Below are 20,652 nucleotides of genomic sequence, written 5' to 3'. Positions count from 1 at the left end.
ACGCCCGGTCCCATCCCGAACCCGGAAGCTAAGACCCACAGCGCCGATGGTACTGCACCCGGGAGGGTGTGGGAGAGTAGGTCACCGCCGGAACACCATTAACGGTCGAGGACCCCCACCACCAGGTGGGGGTCCTCCCGCATTTAACCGCCCAAAACACCCAACTGACTGGCAGCAGGGGCCGTTTTGGCGGCTCAGAACGGCCCCTGCTGCGAGTCAGTTGGGAAGAGGCCCCTGATGAAACAGGCGGGCAGTTCTGGCCATGCGCAAGAACCATGGAAAAACCTTGGGCATTTCCTTAATCGATGGAGACCTTGGGAATACCTTTAAACGGCCAGCTATTTTGGTCATGCGCATTGAGGGGCCGGATTTGACCGGCTAGGGTTTGGATTCCTACGGACCACTAAGGCGCAGGGTGCGTCGACCGGACCTTATAGGAGTCCCGCGATGCGCGTAGATCCTGGATTCGCTTTGGGCACGAAGGCAACTAAGGGGCATCGGTTTGCCCGGTCCTTTGTGGGGCGCCGAGGGATTTCCCTGGCGTCAGTTGTCTTCCTGGTGGCTGCCACAATTTCCCTTATTGCCGGCCCCGCAGAAGCCGCCACTTTGACCTTTTCTACCACGGCCGATGCCGTCGTGAAGCGTGACAGTCCCACTATCAATTTCCGCACGGCGACGGGCCTCAAGGCTGATAATTCGCCGGTCGAAATGATCTTCCTCAAGCTCACGGTCACCGGCACCGCCGGCAGTACCGTGACTGGCGCCAAGCTCCGGCTGTTCGCTACGGATCCATCCAACTCGGGCGGCCAAGTCCGACGTGTCCTCAACAACTCCTGGAGTGAGAACACGATCACCTTCAACAACGCGCCCGTTGCGGAAACGCCGATTGTGGCTTCGCGCGGCGCTGTTGCCGACAACACCTATGTGGAGTTCGATCTCTTCAGCGCGATTAAGGGTGACGGGACGTATTCGTTCCGCATCAGCAACACATCCTCTGACGGCGTCATTTACAGTTCCAAGGAAACTTCCGTCACCACGCAACGGCCCCGATTGACCGTCACCACGAACGCGACGCCGCCGCCACCTCCTCCGCCGCCCCCGCCGCCGCCTCCGCCCCCCGGCGACAACCCGTGTGGCACGGCGACCGTCCCTCCGGCAAAGTACGACCACGTCATGTGGGTGCTTTTTGAGAACAAGACCTATTCACAGGTCATCGGGAACGCCAGCGCGCCGTACATGAGCACGAAGGCGAACCAGTGCGCCTCGGTTTCCACCTGGGCTGACGCCGGCCTGGGTTTGCCCTCGTTGCCGAGCTATCTGGCCATGACCTCCGGCAGCACGCAGGGCGTCACGTCCGATTCGAGCCCGAGCGGCCTGCCGCCTATTACGGCCGACAATATCTTCCGGCAGGTGCGCACGTCCGGCCAGTCCTACAAGAGCTATATGGAGGACATGCCGTCGAATTGCCGACTGAGCGCGTCCGGCCTGTATGCCGAGCGGCACAACCCCGAAATCTACTACCAAGGGACGGGGGACAGGGCGGCATGCGCGGTCAACAATGTGCCCCTGGGCACGGTGAGCGCCGGGCAGCTGGCGGGCGACCTCGCCAACAACACTCTGCCGAATTTCTCCGTGGTGGTGCCGAATGTTTGCAATGACATGCATGACTGCAGCGTCGCGACGGGCGACACCTGGCTCTCGCAATGGCTGCCGGTCATCCTAAACAGCCAAAGCTACCGGGCGGGACGCACGGCGATATTCGTGCTTTTTGACGAAGATACTCCGGTACCCAATTTCGTGGTGGCACCATCCGTGGTCCCGGGCACCGTTATCCAGGGCAACTACAGCCACTACTCCCTGCTCCGGACCACCGAAGAAATGCTGGCCATCAGCCTCAAGTTGCAGAACGCCAGCACGGCCCTGAGTTTCCGGTCGCCGCTGCGCATCTAGGCGCCGCGGGGGATTCCCAGCAGAGTCTCGGAAAGCTCCCGGCTCCGGCGGAACGAACTCTCAGTTGCACTCGTTAGAATTCGACGGGGCTGGATTCCAAAAAACCAGCCCATCGCTTCGTTCTAAGGACACCTCAATGCCCGAGCGCACTATCGTCATCACCGGAGCCAGCGACGGCATCGGCGCGTCCGCCGCGCGGACCTTCGCCCGGCAGGGGGAACGTGTGGTCGTCGTCGGGCGTTCCGCGCAAAAGACCGAAGCGATCGCAAACGAAATCGGCGCCGATTTCTTTGTCAGCGACTTCGCCGACCTTGCCCAGGTACGGACCCTGGCCACGCAGCTCAAGGAAAAGTACCCGCGGATCGACGTCCTGGCGAACAACGCCGGCGGCATCATGGGGCCCCGTGAGCTCACCGTGGACGGCCACGAGAGAACCTTCCAGGTCAACCACCTGGCCCCGTTCCTGCTCACCACCGAGCTGATCGAGGTGCTGACCGCCAGCCAGGCCACCGTCATCAACACCTCAAGCGTCGCGAATTCGCTCTTCGCCAAGTTCGACATCGACGACCTCGACGCGGCCAAGAGCTACTCCACCAACCGCGCCTACGGCAACGCCAAACTCGCCAACATCCTCTTCACCGCCGAACTCCACAACCGCTACAACACCGAGGGGATCTCGACGGCGGCGTTCCACCCCGGCGGCGTGGCCACCAACTTTGCGGCCGACTCCACGAGCCCCATGCGCCTGGCCTACAAGTCCTTCCTCAAGCGCTTCATGCTGACCCCTGACCAGGGCGCGGACACCCTTGTGTGGCTCGCCAACGCCACCCCTGGCCACGACTGGATCTCCGGCGCTTACTACGCCAAGCGGACGCTCTCCAAGGCCAACAGGCAGGCGTACGACGCGGGTCTGGCCAAGGCGCTGTGGCAGCGCAGCGAGGCGATGGTGGCCCCGGACCTCGACAAGCTGGACCAGGGCTCGGATCACGGCGCCTGAGCCTGACCGGAAACGCCGAATTCGTGGGTTAGCATTTTCCTGCCCCTCGCCGAACCGCGGCCGAGGGCTTCTACCTGGGGGAGTGCTCTTAAACGTGCGCCTGAAGAAATTGCTTATCGCGTCCCTGGCGGCATCCGCCGTCGTCCTGAGCGCTACGGCCGTGCCGGCATCCGCCGCGCCCGCGCCGAAGTCGTACAAGAACTGCACGGAGCTGAACAAGGTCTATCCGCACGGCGTCGGCAAGAAGGGCGCCCGCGACAAGACCAGCGGAAAGCCGGTCACCACGTTCCGCGTCGACAACACCCTTTACAGCCTCAACGACGGCGGTTTCCGCCAGTACGATCTCGACCGTGACAACGACGGCATCGCCTGCGAAAAGCGCTAGGGCAGGGAGCCTGCCGGGACTCTAACTTCTGGGGCCGGCCCGGACCATCCAACGAAGTGCCACGAACGGCCGCTAAGCCATGATGCTTAGCGGCCGTTTGCGTCCAATGGCAGAGTGTGGCGGCGTCAACGCGCTCCGCCCGGACGGCCAGCGGCCGGCCTAACGTCAGCCAGCCCGCCCGCCTACTGCGCGGCGTCGACCTTGTCCAAGGCGTTCAGGGCACTCTCCATGGTCCCGGCCAGGTGGCTGGCGGGGGCCGGCTTGGCGAACAGGTAGCCCTGCAGGGAGTCGCAGCCGCGGTCCATCAGGTATTTGGCCTGCGCGGGCGTCTCGATGCCTTCCGCCGTAACTTTCAGGCCGAGGGCATGCGCTGCGCTGATCATGGTGGCGAAGAACGGGAGCTGTTCCTGGCCGGTCTTGATCATGGCCACGAAGGAGCGGTCGATCTTGACCTTGTCCAGGGGCAGTTCCTGGAGCCGGCCGAGCGTGGAATACCCGGTGCCGAAGTCGTCCATGGCAATCCGGACGCCGGCGCCGCGCAGCTGCCGCAGCTGGCCCAGCACGTCCGAGGAGGCGTCGAAGAACACGCTCTCCGTCAGCTCAAGGGTGAGCTGGCGCGGGTCTACGCCCGTGGACGCGGCAATCGCCAGCACGTCCGCGGCGAAGTCCCGGTGCTGGAACTGCAGGCCCGAGACGTTCACGGCGACGCTGTAGGCAGGATCGCCGGCCAGCCACGGCCGGATCTCGGCGCAGGCGCGGCGCAGGACCTCGTCGCCGATCTCGCGGATCAGCCCGCTCTGCTCCGCGACGGGCAGGAACTGGTTCGGCGGCACCAGCCGCCCGTGCCGTTCCCACCGCGCGAACGCCTCGAACTGCACCACCGAACCGATGCCGGGCGAGACCACGGGCTGGTAGTGCACCGAGATCTGGCCCAGTTCGACGGCGCGCCGCAGCCCGGAATCGCCGTCGGCCTTGTGGGCCGCGGTGTTCAGCATCTCCGGCCGGAACCGCATCCAGGTGTTCTTCCCGGCAGCCTTCGCGGCGGTCATGGCGGCGTCGGCTTGCCGCAGCAGTTCCGCGCCGTCCAGCGTCTGCCCCGACTTCGACGCCAGGCCCATGCTGACGCCGGGCCGGACCATGGAGCCGCCCACGCGCAGGGGGGCGTAGAGGGACTCGGCGATCCGCTTGGCCACCGCGTCCGCGTTGAGGCATTCGGTAAGCAGCACCGCGAACTCGTCGCCGCCGAGCCGGGCCACCGTGTCATGCGGGCGGACGCAGTTGCGCAGCCTGGATGCCACCTCCACCAGCAGTTCATCGGCCGCGGAGCGTCCCAGCACGTCATTGAGGTGCTTGAAGTCATCGAGGTTCAGCAGCAGGATGTCCACCGGATCCGGCCGGCGCAGGGCCGCGGCGAGCCGCTCGTTGAAGAGGGGGCCGTTGGGCAGCGCCGTCAAGGGGTCGCGGAGCGAGCCCGCCTTGAGTTCGTCGTCGTGCTCGGCAAACGCCGCAGGAGCGGCAGCCGCTGGACCTCCGGAAAGAGAAGCTCCCGCTGCACCGGAAGTACGACGGCGGGCAAAGTCGCCGCTGAGGGTGCGCCCGGCGCTGCCGGCGCCCGGGTTCCGCCCTGCGGCGCCGCGGATGGAGAGGGCAACGGACGTTCCGGCGTCGGCCGCTCCGGCCGCGGCGGGGACCAGCGAGCAGGTGATTTCAACGGGGAGTTCCGTGCCGTCGGCGCGGCGGCCCGAGCCGGCGAACGGGGAGCCGGGGCGTGCGGCCTTGGCCAGCCCGGCCAGGACGCCGTGGAATTCCTCCCGCGAGGCCTCGGCCAGGAGCATGCTGTGGTCCGCGCCGAGCAGCTGCGCCCGGGGGTAGCCGAAGAGCCGTTCCGCGGCCGCATTGAGGAAGGAAATGGCTCCGTCCTCGGCGACCAGCAAAAGTGCGTCCGGGCTGTACTCCAGCAGTTGTTGTGCGAAACCAGCTTCCACGATGTCTAACAGCCCCCCGGCGATGAATACGGATAGCGGGCACCTTGCGGAGAGCAGGCGCACTGCGCTGACTGAATCATATGCGGTGCGGGCTCCCCGGACGGGATGGCCATCATGCCGCAATCAAATGTGTCGAACGGCCCCTGCTACCCGGGCAGCGGCACGCCCTCGAGGTCGGCGATGGCCGCCGCGGAGTTCCGGACCGCGCGGTGCCTGGCCGCCCCGGGTTCCGGGCGGGAGAAGAGGAAGCCCTGCAGGGCATCGCAGCCGTGGTCCATGAGATAGCGTGCCTGGGCCGGTGTCTCGATGCCCTCGGCCGTGACCTTCAGCCCCAGGCTCCGGGCCATGTGGATCATGGAGGTGAGGATGGGCAGCTTTTCGACGCCGGTCTGCAGCATGGACACGAAGGACTTGTCGATCTTCACCACATCCACCGGCAGGTCCTGCAGGCGGCCCAGCGAGGAATAGCCGGTCCCGAAGTCGTCCAGGGCCACCCGGATGCCGGCCTCGCGAAGGGTCTCGAGCTGGCCGATCACGTGGGAATGGGCGTCGAAGAACACGCTCTCGGTCACCTCCAGGACCAGCTGGCGCGGGTCCACGCCGCTCCACGCCGCAATGTCCAGGACGCGCTCGGCGAAGTCCCGGTGCTGCAGCTGCACGCCGGAGACGTTGACGGCCACGCTCCGGAACGGGTCCTCCCCGAGCCACGGGGCGAGCTCGGTGCAGCTGCGCCTGAGCACCTCGGCCCCGATTTCCCGGATCAGGCCGCTGCGTTCGGCGGTCTCGATGAACTCGTCCGGCGGAATCAGCTCGCCGTCCCACTCCCAGCGGGCCAGGGCCTCGAACTGCACCACCTCGAGCCTGTCACTGGAGATGACGGGCTGGTAGTGCACGGTGATCTGCCCCAGTTCCACCGCCCGCCGCAGCCCGGCCGTGAGCTGGGTGCGCTCCAGCAGCGCGGCCAGCATCTCGGGCCGGAAGTGCACATAGCAGTTCTTCCCGGCCTCTTTGGCTGCGTACATGGCCAGGTCTGCCTGCCGGAGCAGCTCCGACGACGTCTCGGTGCCGGCGTCGCGCGATGCCACGCCCAGGCTCAGGCCCGGCCGCATCAGCGTTCCCTCGATGGAGACGGGGGCGTTCAGGGTGCTGACCACGCGCTGGGCCACGGTGTCGGCGTCCCGGCAGCCGACCAGCAGGACCACGAACTCGTCCCCGCCCAGCCGGGCGACGGTGCCGTGCGGACCCACACAGTTCTGGAGCCGGCGGGAAATCTCGACCAGCATCTCGTCGCCGGCATGATGGCCCAGGACGTCGTTGACTTCCTTGAAGTCGTCCAGGTCCAGGAGCAGCACGTGTACCGGTTCCGGGGTCAGCAGTGCCGCGGCGGCCCGTTCGTTGAAGAGCATCCGGTTGGCCAGCCCGGTGAGCGGGTCCTGAAACGCGAGTTCCTTGAGCTTGCCCGCCTGCTCGGCCAGTTCGTCCATGGCGCGGCGGGCCTGGTCCTGGGCGCGCCGGCGTGAGGTGATGTCCCGGAAGTTCCAGATCCGTCCCACGATCGCGTCCGCCACCTTCTGCGGGCGCGAGTACAGCTCCACGGTGCGGCCGTCGGCGAACTCGAGGATGTCATGGCTCTGCATCAGGTTGTCCGCGTAGAGCGCTGCAACCTTTTGCAGGAAGGAGTCGGAATCCACCAGCTGGTCCGCGATGAACCGCACCAGCGCATCGGGGTCCTCGGCCGCGATCAGTTCCGGCGGCATGCCCCACAGCAACAGAAACTGGTCGTTGATCCCGGTGATTTGGCCTTCGCTGGAGAGCACGACGATACCGTCCGACGTCGATTCCAGCGTGGCGTCCACGAGGGAGAGGGCCAGCCGGCGGCCGGAATCGGGGTCGTTGCGGTGCTCGGCGTCGCGGACGGCTACCGCCATGGCCGTGCCGCCGTCGACGCTCACCAGCGAGCACGTGATCTCCAGGGCGAGGTCCGAACCGTCGCGGTGCAGTCCGGCGGCCGCGAACGGGCGGCTTCCGGCCGGGCTTTTGCGTCCCAGCCGGCCGAAGACCCGCAGGAAGCCGCTGTGGGCTTCCTCCGAGAGCAGGATGGTGTGCTGAACGCCGAGGAGTTCCTCGCGGGGGTAGCCGAACAGCCGTTCCGCGGCCGAATTCATGAAGGCGATGGTCCCGTCCGCGGTCAGCAGCAGGAACGCATCAGGACCCTGCTCCAGCAGGTCTTCACCAAATCCAGTTCCCACGACGATACCGGCCCCCAAGCGACGGAAGTTCATAGAGCGATGATGTTCCCGGCCGAGGGCCCGGAGCAATGCGTTTCACTGAATCATAGGGTCCTTCGGCCCCGTGTCCAGCACATCGGCCACGGAACTTTGCGGGTCACCGGTTGCCGGGCACCCGATCGCCCCGCAGCGCGGCGATGGCCAGAGCCGCCCGGTCCAGCGCGGGCTGGAGCGTGGCCTCCGGCTGGGGGCCTGAAAACAGGAAACCCTGCAGCGAATCGCAGTGCAGACTCATCAGGTAGCGGGCCTGGGCGGCCGTTTCCACGCCCTCCGCGGTGACGGTCAGCCCCAGTCCGTGGGCCATCCCAATCATGGCGTTCAGGATGGGCAACTGCTCGGTGCCGGTGTTGATCATGGACACAAACGACTGGTCGATCTTCAGCGTGTCCACGGGCAGGCCCTGCAGGCGTCCCAGGGAGGAGAAGCCGGTGCCGAAGTCGTCCAGCGCCACTTGGGCACCGGCCGCACGCAGGGTCATGAGCTGCTGGATGACGTGGCAGTCGTCTTCGAAGAAGACGCTCTCCGTGACCTCCAGGATCAGCTGGCGCGGGTCCACGCCACAGGATTCCGTCACGGCCATGACCAGCTCGGCGAAGTCCCCGTGCTGCAGCTGGACACCGGAGACGTTCACGGCCAGGGACCGGGTGGAGTCCTCGTCCAGCCAGGGCTTGAGCTCCGTGCAGCCGCGTAGCAGCACCTCGGTGCCGATCTCGACAATGAGGCCGCTGCGTTCCGCCGCCGGAATGAATTGCTTGGGCGGAACGAGCGCGCCGTCGCGCACCCAGCGGGCCAGGGCCTCGACCTTAGTCACGGTCCCGCTGCCGGCGGAGACGATCGGCTGGTAGTGGACGGCGATCTGTCCGCTGTCCACGGCGCGCCGCAGGCCGGCCTCGAGGTCGTTGCGGTCCACGAGGGCCTTCATCATCTCCGGCTTGAAGCGCATGTACCGGTTCTTCCCGGCAGTCTTCGCGGCGTACATCGCGACGTCGGCACGGCGCAGGAGCTCGGAGGCGTCCACGGCGGCCTCGCCGATCGAGGCGAGCCCCAGGCTGAGGCTGGGCCGCAGCATGGTGCCGTCGATCCACACCGGGACGCGCAGCGAGTCGACGATCCGGGCGGCGACCGCCTCGGGCTCCAGCGAGTCGAGTAGGAGCACCACGAACTCGTCGCCGCCCAGCCGGGCCACGATGTCGCTCGGGCGCACGCACGCGCGCAGGCGCCGGCCGACCTCAATGAGCATCTGGTCCCCGGCGTGGTGGCCCAGGATGTCGTTGACTTCCTTGAAGTCGTCCAGGTCCAGGAGCAGGACGTCGACGGCGCCGCCGTGCTGGTCCGCCAGGGCGCTTGCGAGGCGGTCGTTGAACAGTTGGCGGTTGGACAGTCCGGTCAATCCGTCCCGGAACGCCAGCGCCGTCAGCTGCGCGGACTGTGCGGCGAGGTCGGCCATGGCCCGGGTGATCCGGTCCTGGGCCACCTTGGCCGCGGTCACATCCCGGAAGCTCCACACGCGTCCGACCACCTGGTCCGCGACTTTCTGCGGGCGGGAATAGCGTTCAAAAGTCCGGCCGTCGCGGAATTCCAGGATGTCGTGGCTTTCCGCCGCGGGTTCGGCGTAGAGGGCCTCGACCTTCTCGACGAACTGGGCCGGATCCTGCAACTGGTCCAGGACGAAGGCCATGACCGCCTCGTCCTCCCCGGTGGCCAGCATCTCCCGAGGGATGCCCCACATGGTGACGAACTGATTGTTGACACCGGCGATCTCGCCGTCGCTGCTGACCACCAGGATGCCGTCGGCGGTGGATTCGAGCGTCGCGCTCAGCAGCGACATGGCCTCGCGGAGGCTGTCATCGTTCTCCGGCCGGTGCGAGGTGTCCCGGACCGCGGCGATCATGCTCGCGGTCCCTTTACCCGTCCCGTCCCGGGCGCCTGTACCGGTGAAGAAAATAGATCCGGCCACCTCGGCCTGGAACTCCGTACCGTCCCGCCGCACCCCGTAAGCCTCCACGGGGGCAGTGTCAGTGTCAGTTTCGGCGGCAGCGGCAGCGGCGTCGGGGTGGGCGCCGCGGCGGAGGTTGAAGAACAGCCGCTCGAGGCCGTTCCGGAACCCCTCGGCCAGGAGCATGCGGTGGTCCGAGCCCACGAGTTCCTCGCGAACGTACCCGAACATGCGCTCCGCGGCGGTGTTGACCATCCTGATGGTCCCGTCCTCGGCCACCACCAGCAGGGCGTCGGGGCTGGATTCCACCAGGTCCCCGTAGCCCGGGACCGCGGCGGATACTTCCTGGGGGACTGTCGTTGGGACTGTCGTTGGGACTGTCGTTGGGACTGTCTTGGGGACTGTGCCGGGGGCTTCCTCCTCCGGGTACGACGACGCCGTCACCCGGCTACCGCCGTGCGAACCTGAGACCACCAACGAGACATTTAGAACCCTCCCATCGGGAAATCATAGGCGCCGGAAGCCTCCCTTGGGTGTCAAGAGGGTGTCAACACGTGGGCGGGGCCGAATCCGTGCCCGCGGCGGAGGACTTACCGCCCAGTTGCGCTATCACCTAGGGTGCTTAAAACCCCGGTTTGGCAGCCCTAAGTGACAGGGCAACGTGGGGGGAGCGGCCCACTTGGGACTCTCGAATCACGGCCTTGTAGTGGCCAACGAGTTCGGCGCCGAGCACGGACCACGTCCGGCCCTGGACCGAGGCGTGCGCGGCCGCGGCGAACGCTCGGCGCTTGGCGTCGTCGCCCATCAGGTCCATCACCCGGGCACGGAACCCGGCGAGGTCGCCGGGCTCGTACAGCCAGCCGGTCCGCGAGTTCTCCACGAGGTCCAGCGGGCCGCCGCGGCCCGTGGCCACCACCGGCACCCCGGACGCCATGGCCTCCTGGATGGTCTGGCAAAATGTCTCGAACTCGCCGGGATGGACGAAGAGATCAAAGGAGGCCACGGCCCGGGCGAGGTGGTCGCCGCCGAGGAAACCGGTGAATACCGCCTGCGGCAGGGCAGCTTCCAGGGCGGGCCGCTGGGGCCCGTCGCCGATGATCACCAGCCGGGTCCCGGGAACATCCGCCAGCACCGCCAGATCCTCCACCTGCTTCTCGGCCGCCAGCCGGCCCACGTAGCCGATGAGGCGCTCGCCGCCGGGCGCCACGGCAGCCCGCCAGCCGGCGTCGCGCTTCCCGGGGTTGAACCGCTGCGTGTCCACGCCGCGCCGCCACATGTCCACGCGCGGAATGCCGCGGCCGCGGAGCTGGTTGAGCGCGAACGTGGAAGGGACCAGGGTGCGCGAGGCCAGCAGATGGATCTGGTCCACCCGGTTCCAGGCCCAGTTCTCCAGGAAGGGGACGCCGTAGCGGCGCGCATAGCCGGGCACCTCGGTCTGGTAGATGGCGACCGTGGGGATGCCGAGCTGGTGGGCGGCCTGCGCTGCCCGCCAGCCGAGCACGAACGGGGACGCGAGGTGCACGACGTCGGGCGCGTAGTCGGCAAGGATTCGCTTGACCCGATACACACCGCCCATGGCCACCCGCAGATTCGCGTAGCCGGCCAGCGGGACCGAGGGGAGCCGGAGGACGTGGGCGCCATAGACCTCGTCCGGTACATCCGTGTCCTGCGTGGACGGCGCGATCACCAGCACCTCGTCCCCGCGCTCGTGCAGATGCTCCAGCACGCGCAGGATGGAGTGGGTGACCCCGTTCATGAGTGGCAGGAATGATTCGGCGACGATTGCGATCCTCACCCCTCCACGGTGCGGGCGGCGGTTTGCGGCGCGGGGGAGCAGGCGTGGCCGGGAGGGGAAGAGTGGGTTAACAGGTGGGCGAACTCAGGAGGGAACGCCACAGGGCGCGCGGATAGGCGGACGGTTGCCGGGAACTAGTCAGGCACCCTCTCGTGGGCGCAGTTCATCGCGGCCATGCGTCCACGGCGCAAACCCTACGAAGCAGCGGTGCCGGATGGCATGACGAAAGTCGAGCTACAGCGGGTCGGGCCAGTTGCCGACCGGGAAGCGGGCACGGATGCCGGAAACCGGACCGCAACGCGCACGCTTGTTGCCTTCCATCAGAAATACCTCCAGAGGCTACGGAACTTCAGAATACGCCCGTCGCCTCCTACCGTCCAGAGGGTCAATCGGCCTTGAGGACATCCGGAAGTTCGTCCACAAACACCGTCTGCGGCGGTTCAAAATAGATGACCAGGACCTGCTCGCCCACGGCGAAAACGCTGGTCTTATCGAAGGGGTGCGCGTGGAACGCACTGGTTCCGCCGCGGACCGGCAGCATGACCTCGCCGATGGTGCCCGGGCCGATCCGTCCGGTGACGCGGCCGATCTTTCCGGTCAGGCTCCGGTCAACATCCTTATGCATCAGAACCCCAGTACATCAGAATCCCAGTACATCAGATCCTCCGGTTCCCCGCGCGCATTCCCGCCCCTACGCCTCAGGCGCCTTCGCCGGCCGTTTGCCGCCATCCCGGGTGTTTTTGAGGGCCGTGGAGAGCGCCGGGAGGTAGTCGCCCACCTGTGCCAAAATCCCGCCGATCATCCGGTTGACCCCTTCGCCGCCGTTGAGAACGGTCATCTGGCCGACGTGCGCGAACGGCTCGGCCGCCGCCGCCACGATCGCCGGCATGTTCTCGGCGAGCTGCTGGGAGATGACGGCGTCCTGGTTGGTGCCCAATGCTTCGGCGCGGGCCTTGATGCCATCTGCCTCTGCCAGTGCTTTGGCTTTGATGGCGGAGGCGGCGGCATCGCCGCGGGCCTTCGTGGCGGCGGCCTCGGCCTCGCCGGTGACCTTGGTGGCCCCGGCCGCTGCTGCTGCCGCCGTCGCGTTCGCCTGCGCCTGCACCTCGGTCCGCCGGGCGTTGGCCTGGGCCTCCAGCTCGGTGCGCCGGGCCAGCGCCTCGGCAGCGCTGATGTCCGCGGATTTCTGGCCTTCCGCGTCGGTGCGCTTGGCGTAGGCCCTCGCATCGGCGGGCTTGCGGACGGTGGTCTGCAGTTTTTGTTCCTCCCGGTCGGCCTCGAGCTTGGCCACCTCGGTTTCCTGGACCACCACCTGCTGGCGCGCCGTGGCGTCGGCCAGTGGCCCGGCCTGGGCCGCGTTCGCCTTGGCGCGCTCGGCATTGGCCTGCGCCTCGGACTGCCGGATGGCGGACAAGCTCCGGGCATCGGCAATCAAGGCCTCGGCCTCCGCTTCCTTTTCCGCCGCCTCGCGGTTCCGGGTGGCCTCCGCGATGCGGGCCTCCATTTTGACCATGGCAATGTGCGGCTTGGCGATGTTCTGGATGTAGCCCGTGGGGTCCTGGAGGTCCTTGATCTGCAGCGAGTCGACGACGAGGCCCAGCTTCTCCATTTCCACGCCGCTGGCGCTGCGGACCTGGGAGGCCAGCTTGTCGCGCTCGCGGATGATTTCCTCGACCGTCATGCTGCCGATGATCGAACGCAGGTGGCCTTCGAAGACGTTGTACACCTGGCTTTCCATCTTGGGCTGCTGGCCCAGGAACCGGCGCGCGGCGTTGGCAATGAACGGCGGGGCATCGCCGATCTTGTAGATGACCACGCCGTCGACAATCACCTGGATGCCCTGGGAGGTGACGCAGGAGACCTTGAGTTCGGTTTCGTTCAGCGTCAGGGACAGCGGCCGCACCGTCTGCAGGCCCGGCAGCACGAGGGCCCCCTTGCCGGTGACGATCTTAAAGTCCATCCCCTCACGGGTTTCCAGCGTGCCGCGCGTCAACCCGGAGATGATGAGGGCCTCGTTCGGTTCCGCCACTTTCCACATCAGTTTTGTCGCCACCCAGATGACGCCGACGACGGCGACCGCCCCCAGGATGATCGAAATGAGCGGATACAAAAATGACAAGTCCGGCATAACCAGGTCCTTTCACGGCGGTGGAAAAGAAATTAAGCAAAGCCCCAAACGATGCTGCTGGTAGTCCCCGGCCGGCCTGGAGGCAGGAATTCCCACGCCGCCCAGCCAGCTGTTGTACACAGTCTGTGGTGCTTCCGGCCGGGAAGTCCAGCAATTCGACGGTGTCCGGGCATATGCCCAGGTCCCGCCGGTGCCTAAAGCCCCTGTTGGGAGCCTTCGCCGCCGTGCCAGCGTGGGAGAGGGTGCGGGCGTGGAAGGGCGGACGAGCGTGCCTGCCTGAGTGAGCGGGGAACGGCGGAGGCCATGAGTGCCTGCCCGTGAAAGGGGTGATGGGTGATGCTCGGCTCTCCTCTCGGGATGACACGGACGGCCGGAATCGCGTGGGACATCTGGCGGGCCGGTCGGGCAAGCCAGGATGAGATCGACCGCCGGCAGCGCAACCGGCTCGCTGCGCTGGTTGAGTGCGCACGGTCCTCTTCGCCCTTCTTCCGCGGGCTGTACCGGGACGTCCCGGACGTGGTCCCGGACTCAGCCACGGACCGGGCCAAGGATTTGGGCAGGTATTTAGGGGAGCTGCCTCCGGTGGGCAAGCGCGAGCTCATGGAGAACTTCGATGACTGGGTGACCGATCCCCACATCACGCTCGCCGGGCTGAAGCAAGACCTGCTCGATGACCCGTCGCGGATCGGCGGCCTCTACCGCGGACAGTACCTCGTGGTGACGACGTCGGGGTCCACCGGTGAACCCGCGGTCCTGGTCCATGACCGGACCTCGCAGCTGGTGGCCAGTCTCCTGGGCCCGATCCGCGAACGTCGGATCCTGATGGCGGCCAAGGAGGCGCGGGCTTTCCTGCACCGGGGACTGCGGGCCGCGGCGCTGATCGCGGACGGGGACCACTTTGCCGGCGTCGTGCTGACCGAATCCGCGCGGCGGCGCAGCCCCCGCATCGCCCGCCGGGTGCGCGTATTCTCCGTGCTCCGGCCGCTCCCGGACCTCGTGGCGGACCTCAACGACTTCCAGCCGACAGTGCTTTACGGGTATCCGAGCGCCATGGTGCAACTGGCCGCCGAACAGAAAGCGGGACGGCTACGGATTCATCCGCTCCTGGCGGTCGCATCCGGAGAGAGCCTGGCAGCCCACGCAGCGGCCGAGATCGAGGCGGCCCTCGGCTGCCGGGTCACTGAACGATACCTTGCCTCGGAGGCGCTCGCCCTGACCAGCCGCTGCCGGCAAGGGCTGCTGCACGTCAACGCGGACTGGAACATCGTGGAACCGGTGGACGACGCCTTCCGGCCCGTCCCGCCCGGCGAACTCTCCCACACGGTGCTGGTCACCAACCTGGCCAACCGGGTCCAGCCGCTCATCCGGTACAACCTGGGCGACCGGGTGCAGCTGGCTGCCGGCCCGTGCGCCTGCGGCAGCCCGTTTCCCACGCTGCGGGTCGAGGGCCGCAGCGGCGGCGTGCTGAGCTTCGCTGCCGCCGACAAGGCAACGTTGGACGGCACAAGATTGGACGGTCCAGGGTTGGACGGTGCAGTGCCGGACGGGACAGGGTTGGACGGCAAAGTGGTCACCGTGCTGCCGTTGGCGCTGGGCACGGTGATCGAGGAGACCGCCGGCGTCCGCCGGTTCCAGGCGATCCGCACCGGGCCGCGCTCGCTCACCGTGCGGCTCGAGCTCTGGCCGGATGCCGCGACGACGGCCGTGCGGACGGCGGTGGGGGAGCGCCTGGGTGCGTTCTTCGCGGCCCAGGGCGCCGCCGGCGTCGACGTCCGCTTTAGCGATGAGCCGCCCCGGCCGGACCGGAGCGGCAAGTTCCGCGAGGTGTGGTCCGCCTGAGCCGGCTGCTGCTGCCCCTGCTGTTAGGGCTGTTAGGGCTGTTAGTGCTGTTCCAGGATCCGCCGGGCGTCCTGCTGGGCCTGGAGCTGCTCCGGGGTCACGGACTGTCCGGTCAGGAACCCGGCGGCTGCCATGATCCGGCGCAGCTCCGCGACGCTGCGCGGGGTCCGTACCCCGTGGTGCGCCATGGCGTGGCAGTTGGCGCAGAGCGGGACGAGGTCTGTGATGGGGTCCAGTTCATACCCGCTGCCCAGCTGTGACACCGGGACCAGGTGGTGGACCGGGATGAAGTCTTTGCCGATCTCGCCGTAGGCGATTTCAAACGAGAATCCGCACGCGGCGCAGCTGGTCCCGTGGTGGGCGACGCAGACCCGTCGGGCGTCCGGACTGTGTTCGTACTTGTTTACTTCGACCCGGGTGACCGCCGCCGCCGGGATGGTGCCGGGCACGGGCTGGGTGGGGTCCGCCGGTACCGGGCCAAACTCACCCCAGAGGCCGCGGAGCAGGGGCTCGACGGCGGGGTCGACGGCCAGCGCGGGACCATGAAGGGCTTCCCAGTCGATGCCGGGCACGGCCTCGGCGAGGACCCCGGTCGGGATCTGGTCGCCGGCGGGCAGGAGGGCGTCGAAGTCCACCTGGACGTAGAGCGGGGACGGGGCCAGGGCGTCGGCCTGCGCGTCGGCCTGTGCGCCGGGCGGTACGCCGGTCTGGGCGGCGCTCGCGGAGTCCGGTGCCTGGACGCGGGGAACCGGCCGTTCCGAGACGATGATGCCGTGGCCGATCAGGCCGCGTCCGTGGCGGCCCTGGAGCACCAGCCACGCGTCCGTGCCGACCGCGTTGCCGGCCGCGTTGCCGGCCGCGTTGCCGGCGTCGCTGTCGAGAGACGTCTCGACGTCCCAGCTGGCCAGGTGCCGGCCGGTTTCGGCGACCTCCTCCAGCACGGCCGGGTAGGTCCAATCGTTCCATTCGTCGGGGTTCCAGACGAGGATGATTGCTGTCATCTGCCCATTGTCGCAGTGCCCGGACTGCCTGCGGCATTGTTGAGCGGCCCGGTCGGCCCGGTCATGCACGTGGCGTTGAGGGTGTCCTCCGCGATGGACTCCATTTGGTGCAGAATGTGGGTGTCCCCGCGTGGGAGCGGTTCCGGCGGGTAGGCCACGGCCATGGTGAGTTGCCGGGTTCCGTCCGCGCTGGTCATGGTGATGGTGCCGTAGCCGGGCACGTCGCCGGGATGGCCGTAGTAGAAGTCGTTGGTGCACAGATCGTTCCAGCGGACCACGCCGAGTCCGTACCTGGCGTAGAGCGGGCTCTCCATTTGCGTGATCGTGGCCGGCTTGAGCAGCTTGTTCTGCAGCAGCGCGCGGTAGAACGTATTCACGTCCGCCACGGAGGACACCATGCCGCCCGCGGCGTTGTCGATCTGGGCGGCCGGATAGGTGACGTCCAGTTGTTTGCGGTCCAGCGCGATGTAGCCGTGGATCATGGACGACGGCGCCGGTCCGGCCGCCGTCATCAAGGTTTCACTCAAGCCCAGCGGCTCGATGATGTCGGTGCTGATCACCTCGCCGATCCGCCGGCCGCTGAGGCGCTCGACGATCAGCGCCAGGGCAATGTAATTCGAGTTGGAGTATTCAAATCCCTGGGCCAGCTTCGCCTGCCAGGAGATCCGCCCCGCCATGGCCAGCAGATCCGCCAGGCTCACCTTGGTGGTCAGGGCTTCGCGCACTGTGGCCGGATCGAACAACGGCCCGTCCACCGACGGCATGCCGGAGCGGTGCTGCAGCAGCTGGCGGACCGTGACCGGTCCCGGCGGGTGCATCACCTTGTTGAACTCCGGCAGGTAGGTGCTGACCGGCGCGTCCAGTTCCAGCCGGCCCTCCTCGGCCAGTTTGAGCACGCAGACGGCCACCATGGACTTGGTGACCCCGCCGATGTGCACCGGGTCCGTTATCTCGGCCCGGGACGGGCTGTTCAGGTTTCTGACCCCGTAGGCCGCGGACCACTCGTCCCCGCCCACGCGGACCTGGATGAGGACGGCCGGGGCGCCCTCGTCGAGCAATCTCCTGCCGAACTGTTCGAGCACGGACCGGTAGCCGGAATCGGGCGACGCCGGCGCCGGCGGTTTCGGCCCGGGGACGCAGCCGCCGAGGGCGGCCGTAAGCACGACGGCGAGGATTGCGGCCGTGAACCGGCGGGATTTTTCGCGGATCCAGACCATCGGCATGAGGGTCCTTCTTGCAGGTCGGGAGTGCAGTCAGGGCAGGAAAACGCCCCCAGCCAGGCACAGTCCTAATGCTTGTGATGGTCCTCAGGCAGACATCAGTCGACCAGAGCCATAAGTCACGGGTATGGATTCGACCGACATTCCGAGATCGCGGGCAACCGGCGCAGCGGGCTCAAAGCCTTCGATCATCCATAATTATCGCTGTGGACCACGCGCGAGTACCTCGGATCGAGGTCGTCTTCGAAACGGATCGGCTGCTGCTGCGGCCATGGCGGGTGTCTGATGCCGCCGTCCTGCGCGAGCTGTGGACCGAGCGCGATCCTCGCGTCCCTCCGCATCGTCGCATCAGTCCCGATGGTCACCCCACGCTGGAAGATATCGAGGACCGGATCCGTCGTGATAGCCGACACCCCTTCCCTGGGTTGCTGGCCGCAGAGCAAAAGAGTTCGGGGCAGGTCATCGGCTACTGCGGGCTGATTCCCAACGAGCACGGACGGGCTGGAGAGCCAGAACTCGCGTTCGAGTTCCTCCGCGAAGTCTGGCGCCAGGGGTTTGCGACCGAGGCCTCGTGGACCGTCCTCCAGCGGGCGCAGGCGTCGGGCTACCGACGCCTGTGGGCTACAGTCCGTGACTGGAACACCGCGTCACGCCGTGTGCTGGCCAAACTCGGATTTGTCGAAACCGGGCAAGTAGAACCTGACGAAATCCACGGCGATTCTCTCTTCACTACGAAGACACTCTGACCATAATCCGGCCCGGCACTGGAGCTAGTCGGTCCGTCTTGGTAGCTTCAACGCATGGCCATCAAACTTGAAAACGTCGGTATTGCGGTTCGTGACCTCGAAGCAACAATCGCCTTTTTCACCGACCTCGGTCTCACCGTCGTCGGCCGTGATACCGTCAGCGGCGAGTGGACCGACACTGCCGTCGGACTTGATGGCAACCATGCCAAGATTGCGATGCTCCAGACCCCGGACGGTCATGGTCGACTTGAGCTCTTCGAGTACATCCACCCTAAAGCGATCGAGTCGAACCCAACCCGTCCCAACGACATCGGCATGCACCGCGTGGCCTTCTCGGTTGACGACATCGACGAGGCCCTTGAGGTAGCTGCGAAGCACGGATGCCGTCCGCTACGCGGTGTGGCGACCTACGGTGACGTCTACAAACTCACCTACCTCCGAGGTCCCAGCGGAATCCTCGTGATGCTCGCCGAGAAACTGAAAAAAGACTGACACCCGGATCGGCCCGATTAGCCCGTGAATCGCGGCCATGCGATCGAGCTGATTGGCGGCCCATCCGGGTCAGTTTTCACCAGAGTCAAACCGGCAGCTCACAGTTATCTGCGCAAGGCTGGGGTCGCCCGATGATGGATGGCGAGCAGCGGCGTGATGGGACATGATCAGAAGATGCGCCGATCCGGAAGGACTGCATTCTGGGCGGTCCCGCCGGCCCTGCGTGGCTACAGGATCGAGTGGCTGCGACACGACTTGGTGGCGGGCGCCGCGCTCTTCGCGATCTTGGTCCCAGCTGGCATGGCGTACGCCCAGGCCGCCGGCCTTCCACCGGTGACCGGCCTGTACGCCACGGTAGTTCCCCTGCTTGTCTACGCGGCAGTCGGGCCATCGCGTGTGCTGGTGCTGGGCCCGGATTCCGCGCTCGCTCCGATGATCGTGGCAGCCTTGATTCCCTTGGCCGCGGATAACGAGCAGAAATCCGTGGCCCTGGCCGGTCTCCTCGCCATACTGATTGGCGGCATCTTGCTGCTCGGCTCAGTGCTGAGGTTGGGAATCGTCACTGGACTGCTGTCGAAGCCCATCCGGCTCGGCTATCTCAACGGCATCGCCTTGCTGGTGGCCGTGTCCCAGCTTCCCACCCTCCTGGGGATCTCCGTGGAAGGCGGTACACCCTGGGAAAGACTCATCGCCGCCGTGCCGAAGGTGCTTGCCGGCGAGACCAATTTGACGGCACTACTGCTCGGCTTGGTCTCGCTGGCGCTCATCTGGGTTCCCCGCCGGCTGAAATGGAAGGTTCCGGGCGTGCTCATTGCGGTGGTTGTGTCCTGCATCGCCGTGGCCGTGCTGGGACTCCAAGAGCGTTTGAAGGTCACTGGTGCCCTCCCGCAAGGGCTCCCTGCACCGGCCCTGGGTGGAATTGGCTGGGCCGACGTCCTGACACTGTTGCCCGCCGCCGCCGCGATCGCCCTCATCGTCTTCGTTGATACCGGTACCCTGGCACAATCCCTGGCGGCCGCAGAGGACGGCAGGGTATCCGGCAACCACGAAATGGCAGCCTTGGGCGCGGCGAACGCTGCCACCGGGCTGCTCGGTGGCTTCCCGGTGTCGGCCAGCACGTCCCGCACGCCGGTGGCAGTCGAGTCCGGGGCGAAATCCCAGCTCACGGGGGCCGTAGGCGCCGTCCTGGTGCTCGGCTTCATGCTTGTGGCGCCTGGCGTCACCGAGTTCCTGCCGGCCACAACCCTTGCAGCCATTGTCATCGCCGCAGCCGCCGCAATAGCCGACCCGGCCGGTGTGCGACGGCTCATCGGCATGAGCCGCAGTGAATCGTTGGTGATGCTCGCGGCCTTCCTGGGGGTGACCATACTGGGCGTCCTCCCGGGCATCGCCGTTGCCATCGGCTTGGCAATTCTGGACTTCCTACGGCAGGCCTGGGACCCCTACCGTGCTGAACTGGTGGACGTGCCCGGGGTTCCGGGGTACCACGACGTGAGCCGTCATCCGGAAGGGGAACGCATCCCCGGCCTGTTGATCCTGCGCTTCGACGCACCGCTGTTCTTCGGCAACGGCGCCTTGTTGGGGTCCTTCGTGCGCACCGAACTGGACCAGGCAGGGGACGGCATAGAACGCGTGGTGCTGGCGGCAGAACCAGTGACGGGAATCGACACGACTGCACTGGACGAGTTGGTGCAGCTTGACGAATGGCTGGACCGGCACGGCGTGGACCTGGTGTTCGCCGAGCTCAAAGACCCGGTCAAAGACAGATTGTTGCAGTACGGCATGGGCGCCCGCTTCTCTCCCGAACATTTCTACCCAACAGTGAGCGAAGCAGTGAGGGCGTTCCAACGGGAGAAAAGGGAGGGGTAGGGAACGGTTGTCCCCGGTCAT

At 66.9% G+C, this 20,652-nt stretch carries 15 protein-coding genes and 1 rRNA gene; 8 read left to right on the top strand and 8 right to left on the bottom strand.

From position 1 onward, the window contains the following. The 4 genes from rrf to AC1DNG_RS11290 all read left to right on the top strand — a co-directional run. Positions 1–93: ribosomal RNA gene (gene rrf / locus AC1DNG_RS11305) — 5S ribosomal RNA — on the top strand; the annotation flags it as partial. Between the two features lie 354 nt (positions 94–447). Then, the gene (locus tag AC1DNG_RS11300) at positions 448–1,950 is read left to right on the top strand and encodes a CBM96 family carbohydrate-binding protein (protein ID WP_476887354.1); all 1,503 of its coding nucleotides are present in this window, start codon (positions 448–450) and stop codon (positions 1,948–1,950) included. A 136-nt stretch (positions 1,951–2,086) separates the two neighbouring features. Further along, positions 2,087–2,947 (top strand): SDR family NAD(P)-dependent oxidoreductase, encoded by an 861-nt coding sequence (locus AC1DNG_RS11295; RefSeq protein WP_476887353.1) that lies wholly within the window; start codon positions 2,087–2,089, stop codon positions 2,945–2,947. 94 nt (positions 2,948–3,041) lie between these two features. Beyond that, on the top strand, positions 3,042–3,332 hold the full coding sequence (locus AC1DNG_RS11290) for an excalibur calcium-binding domain-containing protein (protein ID WP_223915864.1): 291 nt from the start codon (positions 3,042–3,044) through the stop codon (positions 3,330–3,332). A gap of 182 nt (positions 3,333–3,514) precedes the next feature. Here the strand turns inward: AC1DNG_RS11290 and AC1DNG_RS11285 are convergent, their stop codons facing one another. From AC1DNG_RS11285 to AC1DNG_RS11260, 6 genes are all read right to left on the bottom strand, one after another. Beyond that, a complete protein-coding gene (locus tag AC1DNG_RS11285) occupies positions 3,515–5,317 on the bottom strand; it encodes a putative bifunctional diguanylate cyclase/phosphodiesterase (protein WP_476887352.1) in 1,803 nt (600 codons plus the stop codon). Positions 5,318–5,463: 146 nt separating this feature from the next. Continuing rightward, entirely contained in the window at positions 5,464–7,566 is a 2,103-nt protein-coding gene (locus AC1DNG_RS11280; protein ID WP_476887351.1) for a putative bifunctional diguanylate cyclase/phosphodiesterase, read from the bottom strand. Positions 7,567–7,702: 136 nt separating this feature from the next. Then, positions 7,703–9,850 carry a putative bifunctional diguanylate cyclase/phosphodiesterase gene (locus tag AC1DNG_RS11275; RefSeq protein ID WP_476887350.1) on the bottom strand — a complete coding sequence of 716 codons (2,148 nt, stop codon included), beginning with the start codon at positions 9,848–9,850 and terminating at the stop codon, positions 7,703–7,705. Between the two features lie 313 nt (positions 9,851–10,163). Continuing rightward, positions 10,164–11,336 (bottom strand): glycosyltransferase family 4 protein, encoded by a 1,173-nt coding sequence (locus AC1DNG_RS11270; RefSeq protein ID WP_476887349.1) that lies wholly within the window; start codon positions 11,334–11,336, stop codon positions 10,164–10,166. A gap of 385 nt (positions 11,337–11,721) precedes the next feature. Beyond that, positions 11,722–11,961 (bottom strand): hypothetical protein, encoded by a 240-nt coding sequence (locus tag AC1DNG_RS11265; protein WP_143264731.1) that lies wholly within the window; start codon positions 11,959–11,961, stop codon positions 11,722–11,724. Between the two features lie 66 nt (positions 11,962–12,027). Further along, on the bottom strand, positions 12,028–13,464 hold the full coding sequence (locus tag AC1DNG_RS11260) for a flotillin family protein (RefSeq protein ID WP_476859199.1): 1,437 nt from the start codon (positions 13,462–13,464) through the stop codon (positions 12,028–12,030). Between the two features lie 357 nt (positions 13,465–13,821). On the opposite strand from AC1DNG_RS11260, the gene AC1DNG_RS11255 reads away from it, so the two are divergent. Further along, positions 13,822–15,303: a phenylacetate--CoA ligase family protein gene (locus AC1DNG_RS11255; protein WP_476887348.1), complete on the top strand. Its 1,482-nt coding sequence runs from the start codon at positions 13,822–13,824 to the stop codon at positions 15,301–15,303. 41 nt (positions 15,304–15,344) lie between these two features. Here the strand turns inward: AC1DNG_RS11255 and AC1DNG_RS11250 are convergent, their stop codons facing one another. Then, positions 15,345–16,304 (bottom strand): HNH endonuclease, encoded by a 960-nt coding sequence (locus AC1DNG_RS11250; RefSeq protein ID WP_476887347.1) that lies wholly within the window; start codon positions 16,302–16,304, stop codon positions 15,345–15,347. Next, a complete protein-coding gene (locus AC1DNG_RS11245) occupies positions 16,301–17,527 on the bottom strand; it encodes a serine hydrolase domain-containing protein (protein WP_476856632.1) in 1,227 nt (408 codons plus the stop codon). Before AC1DNG_RS11245 ends, AC1DNG_RS11250 begins: the two co-directional genes overlap by 4 nt. Positions 17,528–17,730: 203 nt before the next feature. On the opposite strand from AC1DNG_RS11245, the gene AC1DNG_RS11240 reads away from it, so the two are divergent. From AC1DNG_RS11240 to AC1DNG_RS11230, 3 genes are all read left to right on the top strand, one after another. Continuing rightward, positions 17,731–18,270 (top strand): GNAT family N-acetyltransferase, encoded by a 540-nt coding sequence (locus AC1DNG_RS11240; RefSeq protein WP_476849152.1) that lies wholly within the window; start codon positions 17,731–17,733, stop codon positions 18,268–18,270. A 54-nt stretch (positions 18,271–18,324) separates the two neighbouring features. Beyond that, complete coding sequence (locus tag AC1DNG_RS11235) at positions 18,325–18,762, top strand: VOC family protein (protein ID WP_230012177.1); 438 nt, start codon at positions 18,325–18,327, stop codon at positions 18,760–18,762. A gap of 300 nt (positions 18,763–19,062) precedes the next feature. Beyond that, positions 19,063–20,631 carry a SulP family inorganic anion transporter gene (locus AC1DNG_RS11230; RefSeq protein WP_476887346.1) on the top strand — a complete coding sequence of 523 codons (1,569 nt, stop codon included), beginning with the start codon at positions 19,063–19,065 and terminating at the stop codon, positions 20,629–20,631. The last annotated feature ends 21 nt before the right edge of the window (positions 20,632–20,652 follow it).

This window comes from Arthrobacter sp. 01T425 (assembly GCF_056398725.1).
The sequence above is the reverse complement of the archived record's forward strand: the minus strand, read 5'-3'. Positions and strand labels throughout refer to the sequence as shown.